Origin of the sequence: Enterobacter sp. CP102, from assembly GCF_025152625.1 — a bacterium.
Classification (GTDB): domain Bacteria; phylum Pseudomonadota; class Gammaproteobacteria; order Enterobacterales; family Enterobacteriaceae; genus Enterobacter; species Enterobacter soli.
Genome location: NZ_CP104014.1, coordinates 128,769 through 147,298, shown reverse-complemented (window position 1 = coordinate 147,298; position 18,530 = coordinate 128,769). Strand labels below are relative to the sequence as shown.

Annotated in this window: 17 protein-coding genes; 8 read left to right on the top strand and 9 right to left on the bottom strand. The window is 55.4% G+C overall.

Features of this window, described 5'->3' with window-relative positions; all coding sequences use genetic code 11:
- Positions 1-43: 43 nt before the first annotated feature.
- From yiaY to N1249_RS00685, 6 genes are all read right to left on the bottom strand, one after another.
- Entirely contained in the window at positions 44-1,195 is a 1,152-nt protein-coding gene (yiaY, locus tag N1249_RS00710; protein ID WP_259833774.1) for an L-threonine dehydrogenase, read from the bottom strand.
- A gap of 151 nt (positions 1,196-1,346) precedes the next feature.
- Entirely contained in the window at positions 1,347-3,218 is a 1,872-nt protein-coding gene (gene selB / locus N1249_RS00705; protein WP_259833772.1) for a selenocysteine-specific translation elongation factor, read from the bottom strand.
- On the bottom strand, positions 3,215-4,600 hold the full coding sequence (gene selA / locus N1249_RS00700; protein ID WP_259833769.1) for an L-seryl-tRNA(Sec) selenium transferase: 1,386 nt from the start codon (positions 4,598-4,600) through the stop codon (positions 3,215-3,217). The genes selB and selA overlap by 4 nt, the downstream gene beginning before the upstream one ends.
- Positions 4,601-4,703: 103 nt before the next feature.
- Entirely contained in the window at positions 4,704-5,312 is a 609-nt protein-coding gene (locus tag N1249_RS00695; protein ID WP_259833766.1) for a glutathione S-transferase, read from the bottom strand.
- Between the two features lie 90 nt (positions 5,313-5,402).
- Positions 5,403-6,539: an HlyD family secretion protein gene (locus N1249_RS00690; RefSeq protein WP_259833763.1), complete on the bottom strand. Its 1,137-nt coding sequence runs from the start codon at positions 6,537-6,539 to the stop codon at positions 5,403-5,405.
- Positions 6,540-6,541: 2 nt separating this feature from the next.
- Complete coding sequence (locus N1249_RS00685; RefSeq protein WP_166718121.1) at positions 6,542-6,898, bottom strand: DUF3302 domain-containing protein; 357 nt, start codon at positions 6,896-6,898, stop codon at positions 6,542-6,544.
- A gap of 658 nt (positions 6,899-7,556) precedes the next feature.
- On the opposite strand from N1249_RS00685, the gene N1249_RS00680 reads away from it, so the two are divergent.
- The 8 genes from N1249_RS00680 (at position 7,557) to trmL (ending at position 16,130) form a co-directional block, all read left to right on the top strand.
- The gene (locus N1249_RS00680; RefSeq protein ID WP_257271746.1) at positions 7,557-9,464 is read left to right on the top strand and encodes a PTS mannitol transporter subunit IICBA; all 1,908 of its coding nucleotides are present in this window, start codon (positions 7,557-7,559) and stop codon (positions 9,462-9,464) included.
- A 110-nt stretch (positions 9,465-9,574) separates the two neighbouring features.
- Complete coding sequence (mtlD, locus tag N1249_RS00675) at positions 9,575-10,723, top strand: mannitol-1-phosphate 5-dehydrogenase (RefSeq protein WP_166718123.1); 1,149 nt, start codon at positions 9,575-9,577, stop codon at positions 10,721-10,723.
- Positions 10,720-11,310 (top strand): mannitol operon repressor MtlR, encoded by a 591-nt coding sequence (gene mtlR, locus N1249_RS00670; protein ID WP_259833756.1) that lies wholly within the window; start codon positions 10,720-10,722, stop codon positions 11,308-11,310. Before mtlD ends, mtlR begins: the two co-directional genes overlap by 4 nt.
- Positions 11,311-11,368: 58 nt before the next feature.
- Complete coding sequence (locus N1249_RS00665; RefSeq protein WP_014068380.1) at positions 11,369-11,731, top strand: YibL family ribosome-associated protein; 363 nt, start codon at positions 11,369-11,371, stop codon at positions 11,729-11,731.
- A gap of 277 nt (positions 11,732-12,008) precedes the next feature.
- On the top strand, positions 12,009-13,664 hold the full coding sequence (gene lldP, locus N1249_RS00660) for an L-lactate permease (RefSeq protein WP_259833753.1): 1,656 nt from the start codon (positions 12,009-12,011) through the stop codon (positions 13,662-13,664).
- Positions 13,661-14,434 carry a transcriptional regulator LldR gene (gene lldR / locus N1249_RS00655; protein ID WP_259833750.1) on the top strand — a complete coding sequence of 258 codons (774 nt, stop codon included), beginning with the start codon at positions 13,661-13,663 and terminating at the stop codon, positions 14,432-14,434. The genes lldP and lldR overlap by 4 nt, the downstream gene beginning before the upstream one ends.
- Positions 14,431-15,618, top strand: a complete 1,188-nt coding sequence (gene lldD / locus N1249_RS00650; RefSeq protein ID WP_259833747.1) for an FMN-dependent L-lactate dehydrogenase LldD — start codon at positions 14,431-14,433, stop codon at positions 15,616-15,618. The genes lldR and lldD overlap by 4 nt, the downstream gene beginning before the upstream one ends.
- A gap of 38 nt (positions 15,619-15,656) precedes the next feature.
- Positions 15,657-16,130: a tRNA (uridine(34)/cytosine(34)/5-carboxymethylaminomethyluridine(34)-2'-O)-methyltransferase TrmL gene (gene trmL, locus N1249_RS00645; protein WP_223562074.1), complete on the top strand. Its 474-nt coding sequence runs from the start codon at positions 15,657-15,659 to the stop codon at positions 16,128-16,130.
- Here the strand turns inward: trmL and cysE are convergent.
- From cysE to secB, 3 genes are all read right to left on the bottom strand, one after another.
- A complete protein-coding gene (gene cysE, locus N1249_RS00640; RefSeq protein ID WP_008502718.1) occupies positions 16,127-16,948 on the bottom strand; it encodes a serine O-acetyltransferase in 822 nt (273 codons plus the stop codon). The two genes, trmL and cysE, sit on opposite strands and share 4 nt — an antisense overlap.
- Before the next feature lie 78 nt (positions 16,949-17,026).
- On the bottom strand, positions 17,027-18,046 hold the full coding sequence (gpsA, locus tag N1249_RS00635) for an NAD(P)H-dependent glycerol-3-phosphate dehydrogenase (RefSeq protein WP_259833743.1): 1,020 nt from the start codon (positions 18,044-18,046) through the stop codon (positions 17,027-17,029).
- A complete protein-coding gene (gene secB, locus N1249_RS00630; RefSeq protein WP_003860835.1) occupies positions 18,046-18,513 on the bottom strand; it encodes a protein-export chaperone SecB in 468 nt (155 codons plus the stop codon). The genes gpsA and secB overlap by 1 nt, the downstream gene beginning before the upstream one ends.
- Positions 18,514-18,530: the final 17 nt, after the last annotated feature.

The window sequence follows — 18,530 nt, the reverse complement described above, 5'->3', positions numbered from 1 at the left end:
CTGGCGATTTTCTCGCCAGCCCATCCTGGGTTTACGACAGGGGTCACATCGCGGCGCGGTAAATCGCCATGATCTCTTCGTGGGTTGCCTGAACAGGGTTAGTGAACCCACAAGCATCTTTCAGAGCGTTGGTTGCCAGCACCGGAATATCCTCTTCTTTGACGTTCAGCTCGCGCAGACCCGCCGGGATATTCACCTTACGCGCCAGGGCGCGAATTTCCACGATACAGGCCTGAGCGCCCTGTTCGTCGCTCATTTTGCTGACATCCGCACCCATTGCGCTGGCGCAGTCCCGCAGGCGGGCGGCCGCAACCTGGGCGTTGAAGACCTGAACGTGTGGGAGTAACACCGCATTGCAGACGCCATGCGGCAGATCGTAGAAGCCGCCAAGCTGGTGCGCCATTGCATGTACATAACCCAGCGAGGCGTTGTTAAAGGCCATCCCGGCAAGGAACTGCGCGTAGGCCATCGCCTCGCGCGCCGCCGTATTGCTGCCATCTTCAACGGCATGGACGAGGTTTTCGGCAATCATGGTGATTGCTTTCAACGCGCAGGCATCCGTGATGGGGGTTGCGGCAACGGAAACATAAGCTTCAATTGCGTGGGTCAGGGCATCCATACCTGTCGCCGCCGTCAGCGAGGCCGGCATTCCCGCCATCAACGATGAATCGTTAACAGAAAGCACCGGGGTAACGTGTTTATCAACAATCGCCATTTTAATATGGCGTGCCTCATCGGTAATAATACAAAAACGCGTCATTTCTGAAGCCGTGCCAGCAGTAGTATTAATAGCCACCATCGGTAATTGTGGTTTTGAAGAACGATCCACGCCTTCATAATCGCGAATATCGCCGCCATTAGCGGCCACCAGCGCAATCCCTTTTGCGCAGTCGTGTGGCGAGCCGCCACCGAGAGAAATAACGCAGTCGCAGTTATTGTCCTTTAATACTTTAAGACCGGCGGCCACATTTCCCGTGGTGGGATTAGGATGTGTCCCGTCATAAATCACGCTGGCAATATTTCGTTCTTTCAGTGCGTTCTGAATATCCGCTGCCATGCCCAGCTTGCTGAGCATGGCATCAGTCACAATCAGCGCCCGGCGCCAGCCGTAGTCGCGCATGGTATCCATTGCGCTACCCAATGATTCAGAACCAATAATATTCACGGAAGGAATATAAAATACGGATGCAGCCATGATATTTCCTCGAAGAGATAAAAAGTATCGGCAGCATACGGAAAAGGTCATTTAAAAAACATGATCGATAACCTGTTTTTGCGTGCATTCTCGCAGGCTTAATATATTTAAGCCTGCGAGGGTGTTAATTAATATATAAATCTATTTCAATCTATTTTGTTTCTGTATTAATTCCTGGTTTTGTTTCAGGAAATAATAATGAATCGCGTAATAAATGATCGTTACCACGACGACGGGTAAAACCAATGCGGTTGAAATATTCCAGGATCTGAATGGCCAGCTTGCGCCCCACGTTCAGCCGATCGCGGAAATCGGCCGCACAGGTTGAGCCTCGCTCCTGATCCAGTTCGCGGATCAGATTCGCGAACGCCACAATACGATCGTTGCGGTAATACCGATCTTTCACGATCGCCACAATCAGCCCCTGCTGAGCCGCATGGCGCAACACCTGGCGCATCAGCGTTTCATCGGTACCGGTGTGATGGGCTAAATCGCGCACCCACCAGGGTTCATCCGCAAACAGTGGCGCGGCTTTCTGCCACACCGCCTGCTGTTCAGCCGTAAAGCCCGCTTTATGATCCGGCAGATGCAGCCAGCCGTGATGACTGTTGATCACCCCGCTTTCGCGCATTTTTTCAATCAGTAACAGCACCAGCGCGTCGTCTTCCATGGGCAGCGCCATGCGACGTAAGCGCTCGCGCCCCGGACCGGGTTCGTCCTGATGCTGTTCATGATACGTGGCGAGCGTGCTCAGCACTTTACGTTGCCAGCGCGCCGCTATCGGTGCATTTAACAAGCTGTATCCGGCCTGGATAAAGCCCGGCTCTTGCGTCAGCTGACGCAGCCCCTCGCCGCTCAGCTGGCGAGCCCAGGCGAAATCCGCCAGATTCACGGCACCACGGTCAAGATGCACGGCCAGCGCGTCAGCATCCCCTTTCGCTTGTGCCAGTGCCGCAAGCCATTGCAGATATTCCGGCTTACGTTTTCCGCGGCGTGGCGGGTTCAGTGTCACCACACGCGCCCCGGCAAGGGTGGTTTTAGCGGAAATGTCCCGCAGCACCAGCCTGTCGTTATCCGCCAGCCACAGCGGGGAATCAAACACCAGCTCAGCCAGGTCGTTTTCCAGCAGTGATACGCGCCCGGTCACGTGGCTGGCGGCATGGTGGATATGCAGCGGTTGCCACTGCGTCAGCGGCGAATGGATCTGAAGTGCGACAATGACGCGTTCCGACGGCTCCGGCGGCGCATCCGAGAGCAGCCAGTCGCCACGCTTCAGCTGTTCTTTTTCGGCATCACCCGCAATATTCAGCGCGATGCGTTGCCCGGCATGAGCATGTTCAACCGGCTGATTTTGCGCGTGAAGCGCACGTACTCGCATTGGCTTGTTAACGCCTGTCAGCCATAAGGTATCGCCTACACGGACTTCACCGCTCAGCGCCGTCCCCGTCACCACCAGACCCGCCCCTTTCACAGTGAATGCGCGGTCGAGCGCCAGGCGAAAACTGTGATGGCTGGCCTGCTCGCGGGATGCAAGGTGTTGCAGATGGTCGCGCAGAGCGTCAATCCCGTGCCCCTGGGTGGCGACCGTCACAAATAACGGGGCATCGGCAAAACCGTATTCACGCAGGGTGTCCTGCACCTCTTCGCGCACGGCATCGATGCGCGCTTCATCAACGCGGTCGGCTTTCGTCAGCGCAACCGTCAGTTGCGGATTGCCGGTCAGTTGCAGGATCGCCAGGTGTTCTCGCGTTTGCGCCATCACGCCGTCATCGCACGCCACCACCAGAAGCGCATGGTCAATACCGCCCACGCCCGCCAGCATGTTGGAAAGAAACTTTTCATGGCCAGGCACATCAATAAAGCCCAGCACGCGACCATCGGGTTGCGGCCAGTAGGCATAACCCAGGTCGATGGTCATCCCACGTTTTTTCTCTTCCGGCAGGCGATCGGCGTTTACGCCCGTAATGGCCTGCAATAAGGTGGTTTTGCCGTGGTCAACGTGACCGGCGGTGGCAATAATCATTTCGACATCATCTCCAGAAACCGCTCTTCATCTTCAAGGCAGCGTAGATCCAGCCACATTCGGCCATCATAAATACGTCCAATTACCGGTACTGGCAAGGCGCGTAACCGTGCAGAAAGCGCCTCAAGCTGGCTGCCTCTGCCGTCGCGCGGGGTGAACGTCAGTGCTGCGCTGGGCAACCTGTCTACCGGCAGTGAACCACTGCCAATCTGGGACTGGCAGGATTCGACACGCACGTCAAAATCGGGGTAATGCTGTGCAACCTGGGCCAACAGCAGCTCACCCTGAGCGCGAATCGAAGCAGCATCGCGCGTCAGCAACCGCAGGGTGGGCAGGCGTTCGGCCAGCCTCTCCGGGTGGAGGTAAAGCCGCAGCGTCGCTTCCAGCGCCGAGAGCGTCATTTTATCCGCGCGCAGCGCCCGCTTCAGCGGATGTTGCTGTAACCGGGCAATCAGTTCACGCCGCCCGACAATAATCCCCGCTTGCGGCCCGCCCAGCAATTTATCACCGGAAAAACTCACCAGGCTCACGCCGGCTGCGATCATCTCCTGCGGCATCGGCTCTTTTGGCAGGCCGTACTGGCTCAAATCCACCAGCGAACCGCTGCCGAGATCGGCCACCACTGGTACGTTTAGCTCACGCCCAATCTCCGCAAGCTCGGCTTCTTCAACCGTGTGGGTAAAGCCTTCGATATGGTAGTTGCTGGTATGTACTTTCATCAGCAACGCGGTGTTTTCATTCACTGCCGCGCGATAGTCCTTCGCGTGAGTGCGGTTGGTGGTGCCTACTTCATGCAGTGTGCACCCGGCCTGACGCATCACGTCGGGGATGCGGAATGCGCCGCCAATCTCTACCAGCTCACCGCGTGATACGACCACCTCTTTGCCGCTTGCTGTCGCCGCCAGCATCAGCAACACCGCCGCCGCGTTGTTATTCACGATACAGGCATCTTCCGCGCCAGTTAGCTGGCAAAGTAAGTCCGCCAGCGCCCTGTCGCGATGACCGCGCCCGGCACCGTCGAGATCGTACTCCAGCGTAACGGGCGAGCGCATGGCCTGCGCCACCGCACTGATGGCTTCTTCAGCCTGCTGGGCACGGCCCAGATTGGTATGCAAAACCGTCCCCGTCAGATTAATGACCGGACGCAGCGTGTTTTGCGTATTCGCCGCCAGCCGCTTTTCAACCTCCTGCCCCCAGTGTGCAGCCCAGTCTGGCAACGCATGTTCGGCCTGAATATGTTCCCGGGCTTCTTCCTGTAACGTGCGCAGCATATCTACCGTTGCGCGATGGCCGAACGTTTCCAGAACGACCAGTAAGTGAGGATCACGAAGCAGACGATCGGTTGCGGGAATGTGGCTGTAGAGAGAAAGATGAGTAGTCATGAAAGCGCCTGGCAATGATTTATCATCCCCCCTCCCGACGGGAGAGGGAGTCGATGTGAAGAGGGATTGTACAACCTCCCGAGCCCAAGTGTTATAACCCGCATCAAGCCTTAGGCGGTTCAGTCTGTGCAAAACTCTCGCGCTGGAAGAGCGTTTCAGCAAGCTTAACCAGCAGCGGGCGTTCCACACACCAGCCCGGAGAAACACGACGGAAATTGAGATAGCCGATGGCGCAGGCGATGGCTATTGTCGCCAGGTTCAGGCTGTCACGCTGGATGATGCCATCCCGGATCAACTGCTCGCACATATCCAGGCTGCGGCTGATTTTTTCGCGCTGACGTACCAGCTCCGTTTCCGATTGCTGCGCGGCGGGTCTTGCCTGCTCGCGCACGGAAGCCAGCGCCGCGTCCATAATGCCATCGGCCAGGGCTTCAATCTGTTTCACCGCCAGCGCGGCTTTCGCATCAGTCGGGAGCATGGCTGGCGCCACGCCAAGCAGTTCGATGTATTGCGCAATAATAGGGGAATCAAACCAGCACTCGCCATCATCGGTTACCAGCGCCGGGACTTTCCCCAGCGGATTAAACCGGGCTACGCCATTTTCGGCGTTGTAGGGCTGTTCATTGACGAATTCAAATTCAATCCCTTTCTCCAGCAGGAGAATCGAGATTTTACGCACGAAGGGACTGGTATAGCTGCCGATAAGTTTCATTGCCTGATCCTGAATGCCCACAAAGAGGTCAGTATGGATCAAGCAATGAAAAAAGGCAGGTATGCATATCGCATTCCTGCCCCGGAAGGATTAGTGATCGAGGTAGAGGTAGTGCATCCAGCTGGTCATACGCAGCAGGACTTTGCGCATGACGGAAACGTGCGAGAAGTGGTCGGAATAGACCGCAACCTGAGCATAAATACCGTCTGGCAGTGCATCGACATCAGCATTCGGATCCAGCAGGATGCTGGCAATAACACCATCCGTACCTGGTGTCACGGTCAGTGCCTGCACCGCACCCTGTGCCTGATAAGTGCCCCCAGGTACGACTGGCTGAATGCCAAGCAGCTTGCCTGAAAATACCTGGCCCGGCAGCGCATTAAACACCACTTCCGCTTCATCACCCGGTTTCAGACGCAGTAACGAGTTCTGACGGAATTGAGCAACAATCATGCGTTTCTGTTCCGGAATAAACACCATCACCGGACGCAGAGGCAGCGCCGCAGCATAGGTCCCCGGGCGAATTAACACCTGCGTGGCATAACCGTTACTCGGTGCACGAATGACGGTCTGCTCAAGGTTGTATCTGGCTTCCGCGAGCTGGGCACGCAGAGAAGCCACCTGAGATTGCTCACCGTTAACCATGCTGTCTAACTGACTCTGGATCTGCGTCTGTTCAGCCACGGAACCTTTTACCAGCGCATCCTGTGCCAGATAGTTCTGGCGTGCATTGTCGATATCGCTTTCAGAGAACGGGTTAACCTTCGCCTGGCTACCTTTCAGGTAACGCTGATAGTCTTTATACAGTCGGTCGCGCTCGGCAGACACACGCGTGGTATTGGCTACCGCTTCCGAAAGCTGTGCCTTCAGGTTGTCGATATTGTGCGTGGCGGTCACCAGGTCAGCCTGCAGCCGGTCGACGCGTGCCTGATAGCGGGTTGGGTCGAGTTTAAATAACACTTCACCTTGTTTAATAAGCTGGTTACCTTTATCCGTAACCTCACTAACCACGCCTGTAACCTGCGGCGTAATGGGAATCGAAATAACCGCTTTTTGCGCCGTAAAGGTATACGGATGGTTATAGTTCATTAATAAAATGAGTCCCGCAACAATAAACACCCCACCTAATGTCGCGGTAGCGAGTGTCCACTGGTTTACAGGAATACGGAATATTTTAAAAATTGCCCAGGCAAACGCCACATAGGTCAAAATAATCAACAGATCCATGATCAGTGCTCCGACGTATTCTTATCTGCTGGCGATTGAGCGACAGCCAGTTTTTGTTCTAGTTCGGCCACACGTTTGGCCAAAGCATCCATGCCGGGGACCTCATCAGGCTTTGTGATATGGTTCTGCATACCCCAGCCACGATCTTCCTGGTACAGCGTTGCCCAAATCCATAAAAACGGCCATATGGCATGGAGCGTAAACAGGCTTATCCATCCGGCGGTATGGATTGCATCAGCATGAGGATGGTTGCGTTTTTTGGCCATATTATAGGGAATATCATGAATAGCGATGATCCCGTAAAACAGAACCAGGAATACAAAAATTAAGACACCCAGCGCAAAGTAGTTGAGAAACATATTCCCCTCACTCAAACAAAGATAACTCATTAAATAAATAAAATAATAAGCACCCAAATTAAATTAATTTAAGCACAATGACCCGCACTTATTTTCAGAGCCGCAGAGTATGGTTTTTTATTATATCTCCATGCAAGTTTATAAGCGTGTCAAAATATATCCTGAATAATAATAGACTTAACCTTACATATTGAGCGTAATCCAGGTTTTCACTTTTCGCCATAACACACTCACATATGAGTAGTTTTTGCTTTAGGTGCTGTTTGATTACATCCTGGCTATGAACCGCAAAACAGAATTTGCCTTTGATCACATCCAGAGAAATCTGCATGAAAATTTTTTGTGAATTCAGTCACATTACAGAAACAAACCGACGACAACCAAATGTGACACTCATCACAAAAGCACGTGCTTTTTGCACCTTTTTCCCGCGTTGAGTTTTTTTTGCACACCACTTTTGTGACGCAGATCACTTCATTAAATGCCACACCCCCTACATTTACGTGACTGAGATCACACAAAATTTCGCTATCTGGACAGTTGAACGATTCAGTGCCAGATTTCACAGCATGAACAGGGCCCGGCTACCTCTGCCGCCGCACATTAACGATAAACCTCGGGCCGCAAGCCTAAGCGTAAACATAAGAAGGGGTGTTTTATGTCATCCGATTTCAAGATCAAAGTACAAAGCTTTGGTCGTTTCCTCAGCAACATGGTGATGCCAAATATCGGCGCGTTTATCGCGTGGGGTATCATCACTGCATTGTTCATTCCGACAGGGTGGTTGCCTAACGAAACGCTGGCGAAGCTTGTTGGCCCAATGATTACTTACCTGCTGCCGCTGCTCATCGGTTTTACCGGTGGTCGTCTGGTTGGCGGCGATCGTGGCGGTGTGGTGGGTGCTATCACCACCATGGGTGTGATTGTCGGTGCGGATATGCCGATGTTCCTCGGTGCAATGATTGCCGGTCCTCTGGGCGGTTGGGCAATCAAGAAATTCGACGTCTGGGTTGATGGTAAAATCAAATCCGGCTTCGAAATGCTGGTGAACAACTTCTCCGCTGGCATCATCGGTATGATCCTGGCGATTCTGGCCTTCCTCGGCATTGGCCCGGCGGTTGAAGTGCTGTCCAAAATTCTGGCAGCAGGCGTTAACTTCATGGTTGCGCACGACATGCTGCCGCTGGCGTCTATCTTTGTTGAACCGGCGAAAATCCTGTTCCTTAACAACGCCATCAACCACGGTATCTTCTCACCGCTGGGTATTCAGCAGTCTCATGACCTCGGGAAGTCTATCTTCTTCCTGATTGAAGCGAACCCGGGTCCGGGTATGGGTGTTCTGCTGGCGTACATCTTCTTTGGCCGTGGCAGTGCAAAACAGTCTGCGGGCGGTGCGGCGATCATTCACTTCCTGGGTGGTATCCACGAAATTTACTTCCCGTACGTGCTGATGAACCCACGTCTGATCCTGGCTGTTATCCTCGGCGGTATGACTGGCGTGTTCACTCTGAGCGTGCTGGGCGGTGGTCTGGTTTCTCCCGCCTCTCCGGGCTCTATCCTGGCCGTGCTGGCGATGACGCCAAAAGGTGCTTACTTCGCTAACATCGCGGCTATCTGTGCAGCAATGGCAGTCTCCTTCGTTGTCTCTTCTATCCTGCTGAAAACCAGCAAAGTGAAAGAAGAAGACGATATCGAAGCAGCAACCCGTCGTATGCACGACATGAAAGCGGAATCCAAAGGCGCTACGCCACTGGCCGCGGGTGATGTGTCTAACGACCTGAGCCACGTACGTAAAATCATCGTTGCCTGCGATGCCGGTATGGGCTCCAGCGCAATGGGTGCAGGCGTGCTGCGTAAGAAAGTACAGGATGCCGGTCTGAGCAATATCTCTGTGACCAACAGCGCGATTAACAGCCTGCCACCGGATGTTGACCTGGTTATCACGCACCGCGATCTGACCGAACGCGCTATGCGTCAGGTGCCACAGGCGCAGCACATTTCGCTGACCAACTTCCTCGACAGCGGCCTTTACACCAGCCTGACTGAACGTCTGGTTGCGGCACAGCGCCACGAAGACAACGAAGTGAAAGTCCGCGATAGCCTAAAAGACAGCTTCGATGCGAACGACAGCCACCTGTTCAAACTGGGTGCGGAAAACATCTTCCTGGGCCGTACCGCGACCCACAAAGAAGAAGCGATTCGCTTTGCGGGTGAACAGCTGGTGAAAGGCGGTTACGTACAGCCTGAGTATGTTGACGCCATGCTGGAACGTGAAAAACTGACCCCAACCTACCTGGGTGAATCCATCGCGGTTCCGCACGGTACAGTTGAAGCGAAAGACCGCGTGCTGAAAACCGGCGTGGTGTTCTGTCAGTATCCACAGGGTGTGCGCTTCGGTGAAGAAGAAGACGACATCGCCCGTCTGGTGATTGGTATCGCCGCTCGCAACAACGAGCACATCCAGGTGATTACCAGCCTGACCAACGCCCTGGATGACGAATCAGTCATCGAGCGCCTGGCCAGCACCACCAGCGTGGAAGAAGTTCTGGCGCTGCTGAACAAGTAATATCGTACTCTTCCCTCTCCCCCACTGGGGAGAGGGCTTGGGTGAGGGGAAAGTTATGCGGTTCCTCACCCCAGCCCTCTCGGGTAAAAACATTGATGAAGGTTAACACTATGAAAGCATTACATTTTGGCGCAGGTAATATTGGTCGTGGCTTTATCGGCAAGTTGCTGGCAGACGCGGGCATTACGCTGACATTCGCCGATGTGAACCAGGTGGTGCTAGACGCCCTGAATGCCCGTCATAGCTATCAGGTTCACGTAGTGGGAGAAAACGAGCAGGTCGAAACCGTTTCTGGCGTGAATGCGGTAAGCAGCATCGGTGATGACGTGGTTGATCTGATCGCAAGCGTTGACCTGGTGACCACGGCGGTCGGCCCGGTTGTGCTTGAGCGTATCGCCCCTGCGGTGGCAAAAGGTCTGGCAAAACGTAAAGCACAGGGCATTGATACCCCGCTGAACATCATCGCCTGTGAAAACATGGTTCGCGGCACCACGCAGCTGAAAGGTCACGTTCTGGCCGCCGTGGCCGACGAAGATAAAGCCTGGGTTGAAGCGCATGTTGGCTTTGTTGATTCCGCCGTTGACCGTATCGTTCCGCCGTCTGAATCCGCCACCAACGACCCGCTGGAAGTGACCGTTGAAACCTTCAGCGAATGGATTGTCGATAAAACGCAGTTCAAAGGCGCGCTGCCAACCATCCCGGGGATGGAATTAACTGATAACCTGATGGCATTTGTCGAACGTAAACTCTTCACGCTGAACACCGGTCATGCTATAACCGCGTACCTCGGAAAATTGGCCGGTCATCAGACCATCCGTGACGCGATTCTCGATGAGAAAATCCGCGCTGTGGTAAAAGGTGCAATGGAAGAGAGCGGCGCGGTGCTGATCAAACGCTACGGTTTTGATGCTGAAAAACATGCAGCATACATCCAGAAAATCCTCGGTCGTTTTGAAAACCCGTATTTGAAAGATGACGTAGAGCGCGTTGGCCGTCAGCCACTGCGTAAACTGAGCGCGGGCGACCGTCTGATTAAGCCACTGCTGGGCACGCTGGAATACGGCCTGCCGCACGCCAACCTGGTGAAAGGGATTGCCGCTGCCATGCACTACCGCAGCGAGCAAGATCCACAGGCGCTTGAGCTGGCGAAACTGATTGGCGATGAAGGCCCGCAAGCTGCGCTGGCGCAGGTTTCAGGCCTGGATGCCAACAGCAACGTGGTTGTGGAGGCGGTTAACGCATACAACGCAACCAAATGATGCAGAATGCGGCGCAGGTTATCCTGCGCCCAGATAACAGATTGTCAGATATGCAGGCAATAATGGAACAAACCCAGGCCTTTGAAAATCGTGTGCTTGAGCGTCTGAATGCTGGCAAAACCGTACGAAGCTTCCTGATTGCCGCCGTCGAGTTGTTAACCGAGGCGGTGAATATCCTGGTGCTTCAGGTGTTTCGCAAAGACGACTACGCGGTAAAATATGCTGTAGAACCGTTACTGGACGGAGACGGACCGCTGGGCGATTTATCCGTGCGCCTGAAGCTGATTTACGGCCTTGGCGTGCTCAGCAGGCCAGAGTATGAAGACGCCGAGCTGTTAATGGCGCTGCGCGAAGAGTTAAATCATGACGGTAATGAATACAGCTTTACCGATGATGAAATTCTGGGCCCCTTCGGCGAGCTGCACTGCGTCACCGCGCTTCCTCCGGCACCGCATTTTGATAACAGCGATCCTGAGCTGTATGCGATGCAAAAGCTTCGTTATCAACAGGTTGTCCGTTCTACCATGGTCCTTTCCCTGACTGAGCTGATTTCCCGAATCAGCTTAAAAAAAGCGTTTCAGAAGTAAGCCTGCGCACATTGGTGTATCCTTCCCTGTAAATCCCCCGTTTTTAGAGTCATTTGTGATGAAAGAAGTCGAAAAGAACGAAATTAAACGCCTGAGCGATCGTCTGGATCTGATCCGCCACCAGCAGGCCGATCTCTCTTTGGTTGATGCCGCTGAGAAATACGCTGAGCTGGAAAAAGAGATCGCCACGCTGGAAACCGAAATCGAGCGCCTGCGTGAAGTCAAAGGCCAGAAGCTGAGCAAAGAAGCGCAGAAGCTGATGAACATGCCGCACCGCCGCGCGATCACCAAAAAAGAACAGGCCGATATGGGCAAGCTGAAGAAAAGCGTGCGTGGCCTGGTGGTTGTACACCCGATGACGGAACTCGGCCGCGAAATGGGCCTGAAAGAGATGACGGGCTTTTGTAAGACCGCGTTCTGATAATTCCCCCTCTCCCACTGGGAGAGGGCCGGGGTGAGGGCATCAGGCCCCACCAGCTTCAAATTGGCCCAACCAATTCATCGAACATCCCTCTCCTGGTTCACACTTCCATAATCTTTGCTCACAAAACCATTGCTCATCGATAACATCTGATTAACCATTCATTGTCATTCACCCTACATCACACTATTGGCAGGACCACTTTTACACAGACTGTGACGCCGAGATGAGCACAGACTCACCGCGAAACTGACTGTGCGGTCCCCTGGAGACCTGCATGAGCCTCTGGCAACAAAACTACGATCCGGCCGGGAATATCTGGCTTTCAAGCCTGATCGCATCGCTACCGATCCTGTTCTTCTTCTTTGCGCTGATTAAGCTCAAGCTGAAGGGCTACCTTGCTGCGACATACACCGTTGCCATTGCGCTGCTGGTCGCATTGTTCTTTTACAAAATGCCGGTCGATCGTGCGCTGGCCTCTGTGGTGTACGGCTTCTTCTACGGGCTGTGGCCAATAGCGTGGATCATTATTGCCGCGGTCTTTGTCTATAAAATCTCGGTGAAAACCGGACAGTTTGACATCATCCGCTCGTCGATTCTCTCGATCACCCCGGACCAGCGTTTGCAGATGCTGATTGTCGGTTTCTCTTTCGGGGCATTTCTTGAAGGGGCTGCCGGTTTTGGCGCGCCTGTGGCGATCACGGCGGCGCTGCTGGTTGGTCTTGGTTTTAATCCACTTTATGCCGCGGGCCTGTGCCTGATCGTAAACACCGCGCCGGTGGCGTTTGGCGCGATGGGGATCCCGATTCTGGTTGCCGGGCAAGTCACCGGGCTGGACAGCTTTGAAATCGGCCAGATGGTGGGCCGTCAGTTGCCATTCCTGACCATTATCGTGCTGTTCTGGATCATGGCGATTATGGACGGCTGGCGTGGCGTGAAAGAAACCTGGCCTGCGGTTATGGTGGCGGGGGGGTCATTCGCCATTGCTCAGTTCCTCAGCTCGAATCTCCTCGGGCCGGAACTGCCGGACATTATCTCATCCCTGGTTTCGCTGGTTTGCCTGACGCTGTTCCTCAAACGCTGGCAGCCGGTACGCATCTTCCGCTTTGCGGATATGGGAGCCTCGCAGGTTGATCAAACGCTGGCGCGCACCGGGTATACCGCAGGCCAGGTTATTCGCGCGTGGTCGCCGTTCCTGTTCCTGACCGCAACCGTCACGCTGTGGAGCGTGCCGCCGTTTAAAGCGTTGTTTGCCCCTGGCGGCGCGCTGTACGACATGGTGATTAATATCTCCGTGCCGTTCCTCGACAAAATGGTCGCCCGGATGCCGCCAGTCGTTCACGCCGCGACGCCCTATGCTGCGGTCTATAAGTTCGACTGGTTCTCCGCGACCGGCACGGCGATCCTGTTTGCGGCTATCCTGTCTGTCGTGTGGCTTCGCATGAAGCCATCCGCAGCGGTACAGACCTTTGCCACTACCATTAAAGAGCTGGCGCTACCGATTTACTCCATTGGAATGGTGCTGGCATTCGCGTTTATCTCGAACTATTCCGGCCTGTCATCCACGCTGGCGCTGGCTCTGGCGCATACCAGCCACGCGTTCACCTTCTTCTCGCCGTTCCTCGGCTGGCTGGGGGTATTCCTGACGGGTTCAGATACGTCGTCTAACGCCCTCTTCGCCGCGCTTCAGGCAACTGCCGCGCAGCAAATCGGCGTCTCGGACGTGCTGCTGGTCGCAGCGAACACCACGGGTGGCGTCACCGGCAAGATGATCTCCCCGCAATCCATCGCCATTGCCTGTGCAGCGGTGGGCCTGGTGGGTAAAGAGTCGGATCTGTTCCGCTTTACCGTCAAACACAGCCTGATATTCACCTGCATGGTCGGTGTGATAACCACCCTGCAGGCCTATGTCTTAACCTGGATGATTCCATGATAGTGATGCCCAGGCGCCTGTCCGACGAGATTGCTTCTCGCGTGCGGGCGCTGATTGAAGAACAACAGCTTGAAGCGGGCATGAAATTGCCCGCCGAGCGCCAGCTTGCCGCCCAGCTTGGAGTATCGCGTAATTCACTGCGCGAAGCGCTGGCGACGCTGGTTAACGACGGTGTGCTGCTGAGCCGTCGCGGCGGCGGCACCTTTGTGCGCTGGCAGCACGATGACTGGTCTGAGCAAAACATTGTTCAGCCGCTCAAAACGCTGATGGCAAACGACCCTGACTACAGTTTTGACATCCTCGAAGCGCGACACGCCATCGAAGCCAGCACCGCCTGGCACGCGGCGATGCGGGCCACAGAAGCCGATAAAGAGAAACTGCGGGCCTGTTTTGAAGCAACCCAAAGCAGCGATCCGGATATCGCCTCGCAGGCTGACGTGCGGTTTCACCTGGCGATTGCCGAGGCGTCGCACAACGTGGTGCTGCTCCAGACCATGCGCGGTTTCTTCGACCTGCTGCAGTCCTCCGTAAAGCAGAGCCGCCAGCGCATGTATCTGGTGCCGCCGGTGTTTGCTCAACTGACCGAACAGCACGAGGCGGTGCTTAACGCCATTCTGGCCGGTGATGCCGATACCGCGCGCAAAGCGATGATGGCGCATCTGGGCTTTGTGCACACCACCATTAAACGATTCGATGAAGATCAGGCCCGACAGGCGCGCATTACCCGTCTGCCAGGCGACAACGATATTTCCAGGGAGAACAAAGCATGATTATTTCAGCAGCCAGTGACTATCGCGCCGCGGCGCAACGCATTTTGCCGCCATTCCTGTTCCACTATATCGACGGCGGGGCCTATGCCGAGCACACGCTGCGTCGTAACGTGGCAGACCTGTCAGAAGTGGCCCTGCGCCAGCGCGTGCTGAAAAATATGTCCGACCTGAGCCTTGAGACGAAGCTGTTCAATGAAACGCTCTCAATGCCTGTTGCACTCGCCCCTGTCGGTCTTTGCGGCATGTACGCCCGTCGTGGCGAAGTACAGGCGGCCGCAGCGGCAGATGCCAAAGGCATCCCGTTTACGCTCTCCACCGTGTCCGTCTGCCCGATTGAAGAAGTCGCTCCAACCATTAAGCGCCCGATGTGGTTCCAGCTGTACGTTCTGCGCGATCGCGGGTTTATGCGTAATGCGCTGGAGCGCGCCAAAGCCGCAGGCTGTTCGACACTGGTCTTTACCGTCGATATGCCAACACCGGGTGCACGCTACCGCGATGCCCATTCCGGCATGAGCGGCCCGAATGCCGCCCTGCGCCGCTACTGGCAGGCAGTGACTCACCCGCAGTGGGCATGGGACGTTGGTCTGAACGGTCGTCCGCACGATCTGGGCAATATTTCGACCTACCTCGGGAAGCCCACCGGCCTGGAAGATTACATTGGCTGGCTGGCGAACAACTTCGATCCGTCAATTTCCTGGAAAGATCTGGAGTGGATCCGTGAATTCTGGGACGGCCCGATGGTGATCAAAGGCATTCTCGATCCGGAAGATGCGCGCGATGCCGTGCGCTTTGGTGCCGACGGCATTGTGGTCTCTAACCACGGTGGACGCCAGCTCGACGGCGTACTCTCTTCTGCCCGCGCACTGCCTGCCATTGCCGATGCAGTCAAAGGCGATATCGCGATTCTGGCCGACAGCGGCATTCGCAGCGGGCTGGACGTGGTGCGCATGATTGCGCTGGGTGCTGACAGCGTGCTGTTGGGCCGGGCCTACCTTTACGCACTGGCGACCCACGGCCAGGCGGGCGTAACGAATCTGCTGAACCTGATCGAGAAAGAGATGAAAGTGGCGATGACGCTGACCGGGGCGAAATCGATTAGTGAAATCAGCCAGGATTCGCTGGTGCAGGAACTGAGTAAACTGTCTGCGGCACCGGCCCCGCTGTCGCAGGGGAATGCGGCCTAGTTCTGTGCTATTCTGCCCCCGCTATTCAAGGGGGCAACATGCTTAACATCGTTTTATTCGAACCAGAAATCCCACCCAATACCGGCAATATCATCCGCCTGTGCGCCAACACCGGTTTCCGCCTGCATATCATTGAGCCAATGGGCTTCACGTGGGACGACAAACGCCTGCGCCGTGCAGGACTGGATTACCATGAATTTACGGCCGTGGTTCGCCATCACGACTATGCCGCGTTTCTGGAAGCAGAACAGCCGCAGCGCATGTTTGCCCTGACCACCAAAGGAACGCCTGCACACAGCGCGGTAAGCTATCAGGACGGGGATTATCTGATGTTTGGCCCGGAAACCCGTGGTCTGCCTGCAACCATTCTGGACGCCCTGCCCGCTGAGCAAAAAATCCGTATTCCAATGATGCCGGACAGCCGCAGCATGAACCTGTCTAATGCGGTGTCGGTGGTGGTATATGAGGCCTGGCGCCAGCTGGGTTACCCTGGCGCCATTCTCAGAAGTTAAATTCCGTCACCATACTCAAACGTATGGTGAATACCGTTGAAGTGCTGATCCATATCCATCGACGGTTTATCGCTGTCTGGCTTGCCGACGATACGCGCCGGTACGCCAGCCGCAGTGGTGTGCGGCGGAACGGGCTGCAATACAACCGAACCCGCACCAATCTTCGCCCCACGCCCGACTTCGATATTACCTAAGATCTTCGCACCCGCGCCAATCATCACCCCTTCGCGGATTTTCGGGTGGCGATCGCCGCTGGTTTTGCCCGTACCACCCAGCGTGACGGATTGCAGAATCGACACGTCATCTTCAATGACCGCCGTTTCACCCACGACAATGCCCGTGGCATGGTCAAGCATGATCCCACGACCAATTTTCGCGGCCGGGTGGATGTCCACCTGGAAGGTGACCGACACCTGGTTTTGCAGGAAGATGGCCAGCGCGCGGCGGCCTTCGTTCCACAGCCAGTGGCCGATGCGGTAGGCCTGAAGCGCATGGAAGCCTTTCAGGTACAGCAGCGGCGTTGAGTATTTATCGACAGCCGGGTCACGCGTGCGCACAGCCTGGATATCACAGGCGGCAGAGGCGATCATTTCCGGGTCTGCGGCATAGGCCTCTTCTACCACTTCGCGAATGGCGATGGCAGGCATAATTGAGGAGGCCAGTTTGTTGGCGAGCATATAGCTCAGGGCGCTGCCGAGGTTTTCGTGCTTGAGTAGCGTCGCGTGATAGAAGCTGGCCAGCATAGGCTCGCAGTCGGCCAAAGCCCGGGCTTCGGCTTTAATATTGTTCCAGACGATATCCAGTTCTTCACACGGCATTGCATACTCCAGACGATATGTTAATGACCGGCCAGTTCTTTGCTGGCCGGGTCATATAGCTAACAAGGATCCCTGCGATTAGTTACTGCTGCGCTCGTCCTTGCGCGCACGACCTAATAAGGTCAATGCTGCCTCGCGCGCATTTTTTCCGCAATACAATACCTGATAAATTTCCTCGGTTATTGGCATTTCGACACCAAAACGGTGTGCCAGCTCGCGGACTTCTTTGGTATTGCGATAGCCTTCAACCACCTGGCCAATCTTCTCCTGCGCGCCTTTTACATCGCTGCCCTGTCCGAGCATCATGCCAAAGCGGCGGTTACGCGACTGGTTGTCGGTGCAGGTCAGCACCAGATCGCCCAGACCCGCCATTCCCATAAAGGTGGCAGGGTCAGCGCCCAGCGCCGCGCCAAGACGGGACATTTCGGTTAACCCGCGGGTGATAAGCGCCGTACGCGCATTCGCGCCGAAACCAATGCCGTCCGACATGCCTGCGCCGATAGCAATCACGTTCTTCACCGCGCCACCCAGCTGCACGCCGATAAAATCGGGGTTGCTGTAGACGCGGAAGCTCTTGCCACAGTGCAGCAAATGCTGAAGATCGTCAGCGAAGGTCGCATCGGTCGATGCCAGAGAGATTGCCGTCGGCAGACCTGCGGCCAGCTCTTTCGCGAATGTCGGCCCGGAGATCACCGCCAGAGGAATGTCATCGCCCAGCGCTTCGCGGGCAACATCCTGGAGCAGGCGTCCGGTTTCAGCTTCCAGCCCCTTCGTCGCCCACACAATGCGCGCATCTGCGCGCATCAGCGGCTTAATCTGACGCAGCACTTCGCCAAAGACATGGCTTGGCACCACAATCAGAATATTGCGGCTGGACGCGAGCGCAGTCGCGAGATCGCTTTCGAGGTGCAGGGAATCAGGAAACGGAACGTCCGGGAGGAACGCCACATTGCAGCGGTCGTGTTGCAACGTCGCGATATGTTTTGGATCGTGGCCCCACAGAACCACATCGTGACCATTTCTTGCCAGCGTGATGGCAAGAGCGGTGCCGTAAGAGCCGGCACCGATCACAGTCATTGACGCATTAACAGTGCTCATCAGGCATCCTGATGTTGTTCAGCACCTTCGCCAGCCTGCTGTTGCAGATAGTTCATGAACAGCGCATCAAAGTTAACTGGCGCAAGGTTCAGTTGCGGGAATGTACCGCGAGAAACCAGGCTGGTGATGCATTCGCGAGCATACGGGAACAGGATGTTCGGGCAGTATGCACCCAGGCAATGCGCCATCTGGTTACCTTCGATACCGCCGATGGAGAAGATGCCGCCCTGCTGTACTTCGCACAGGAATGCAGTTTCTTCGCCCAGAGAAGCGGTAACGGTTACGCGCAGCACAACTTCATACACATCATCCGCCAGTTGGGTGGATGCGGTATCAAGATCAAGTTTAACCTCTGGCTGCCAATCTTTCTGGAAAACGTGTGGCGCATTTGGCGCTTCGAAAGAGACATCCTTGGTGTAGATGCGCTGGATCTGGAAAGTCATTTCAGTGTTATTTTGTTCTGACATGGAAAAACCCTTTTTAA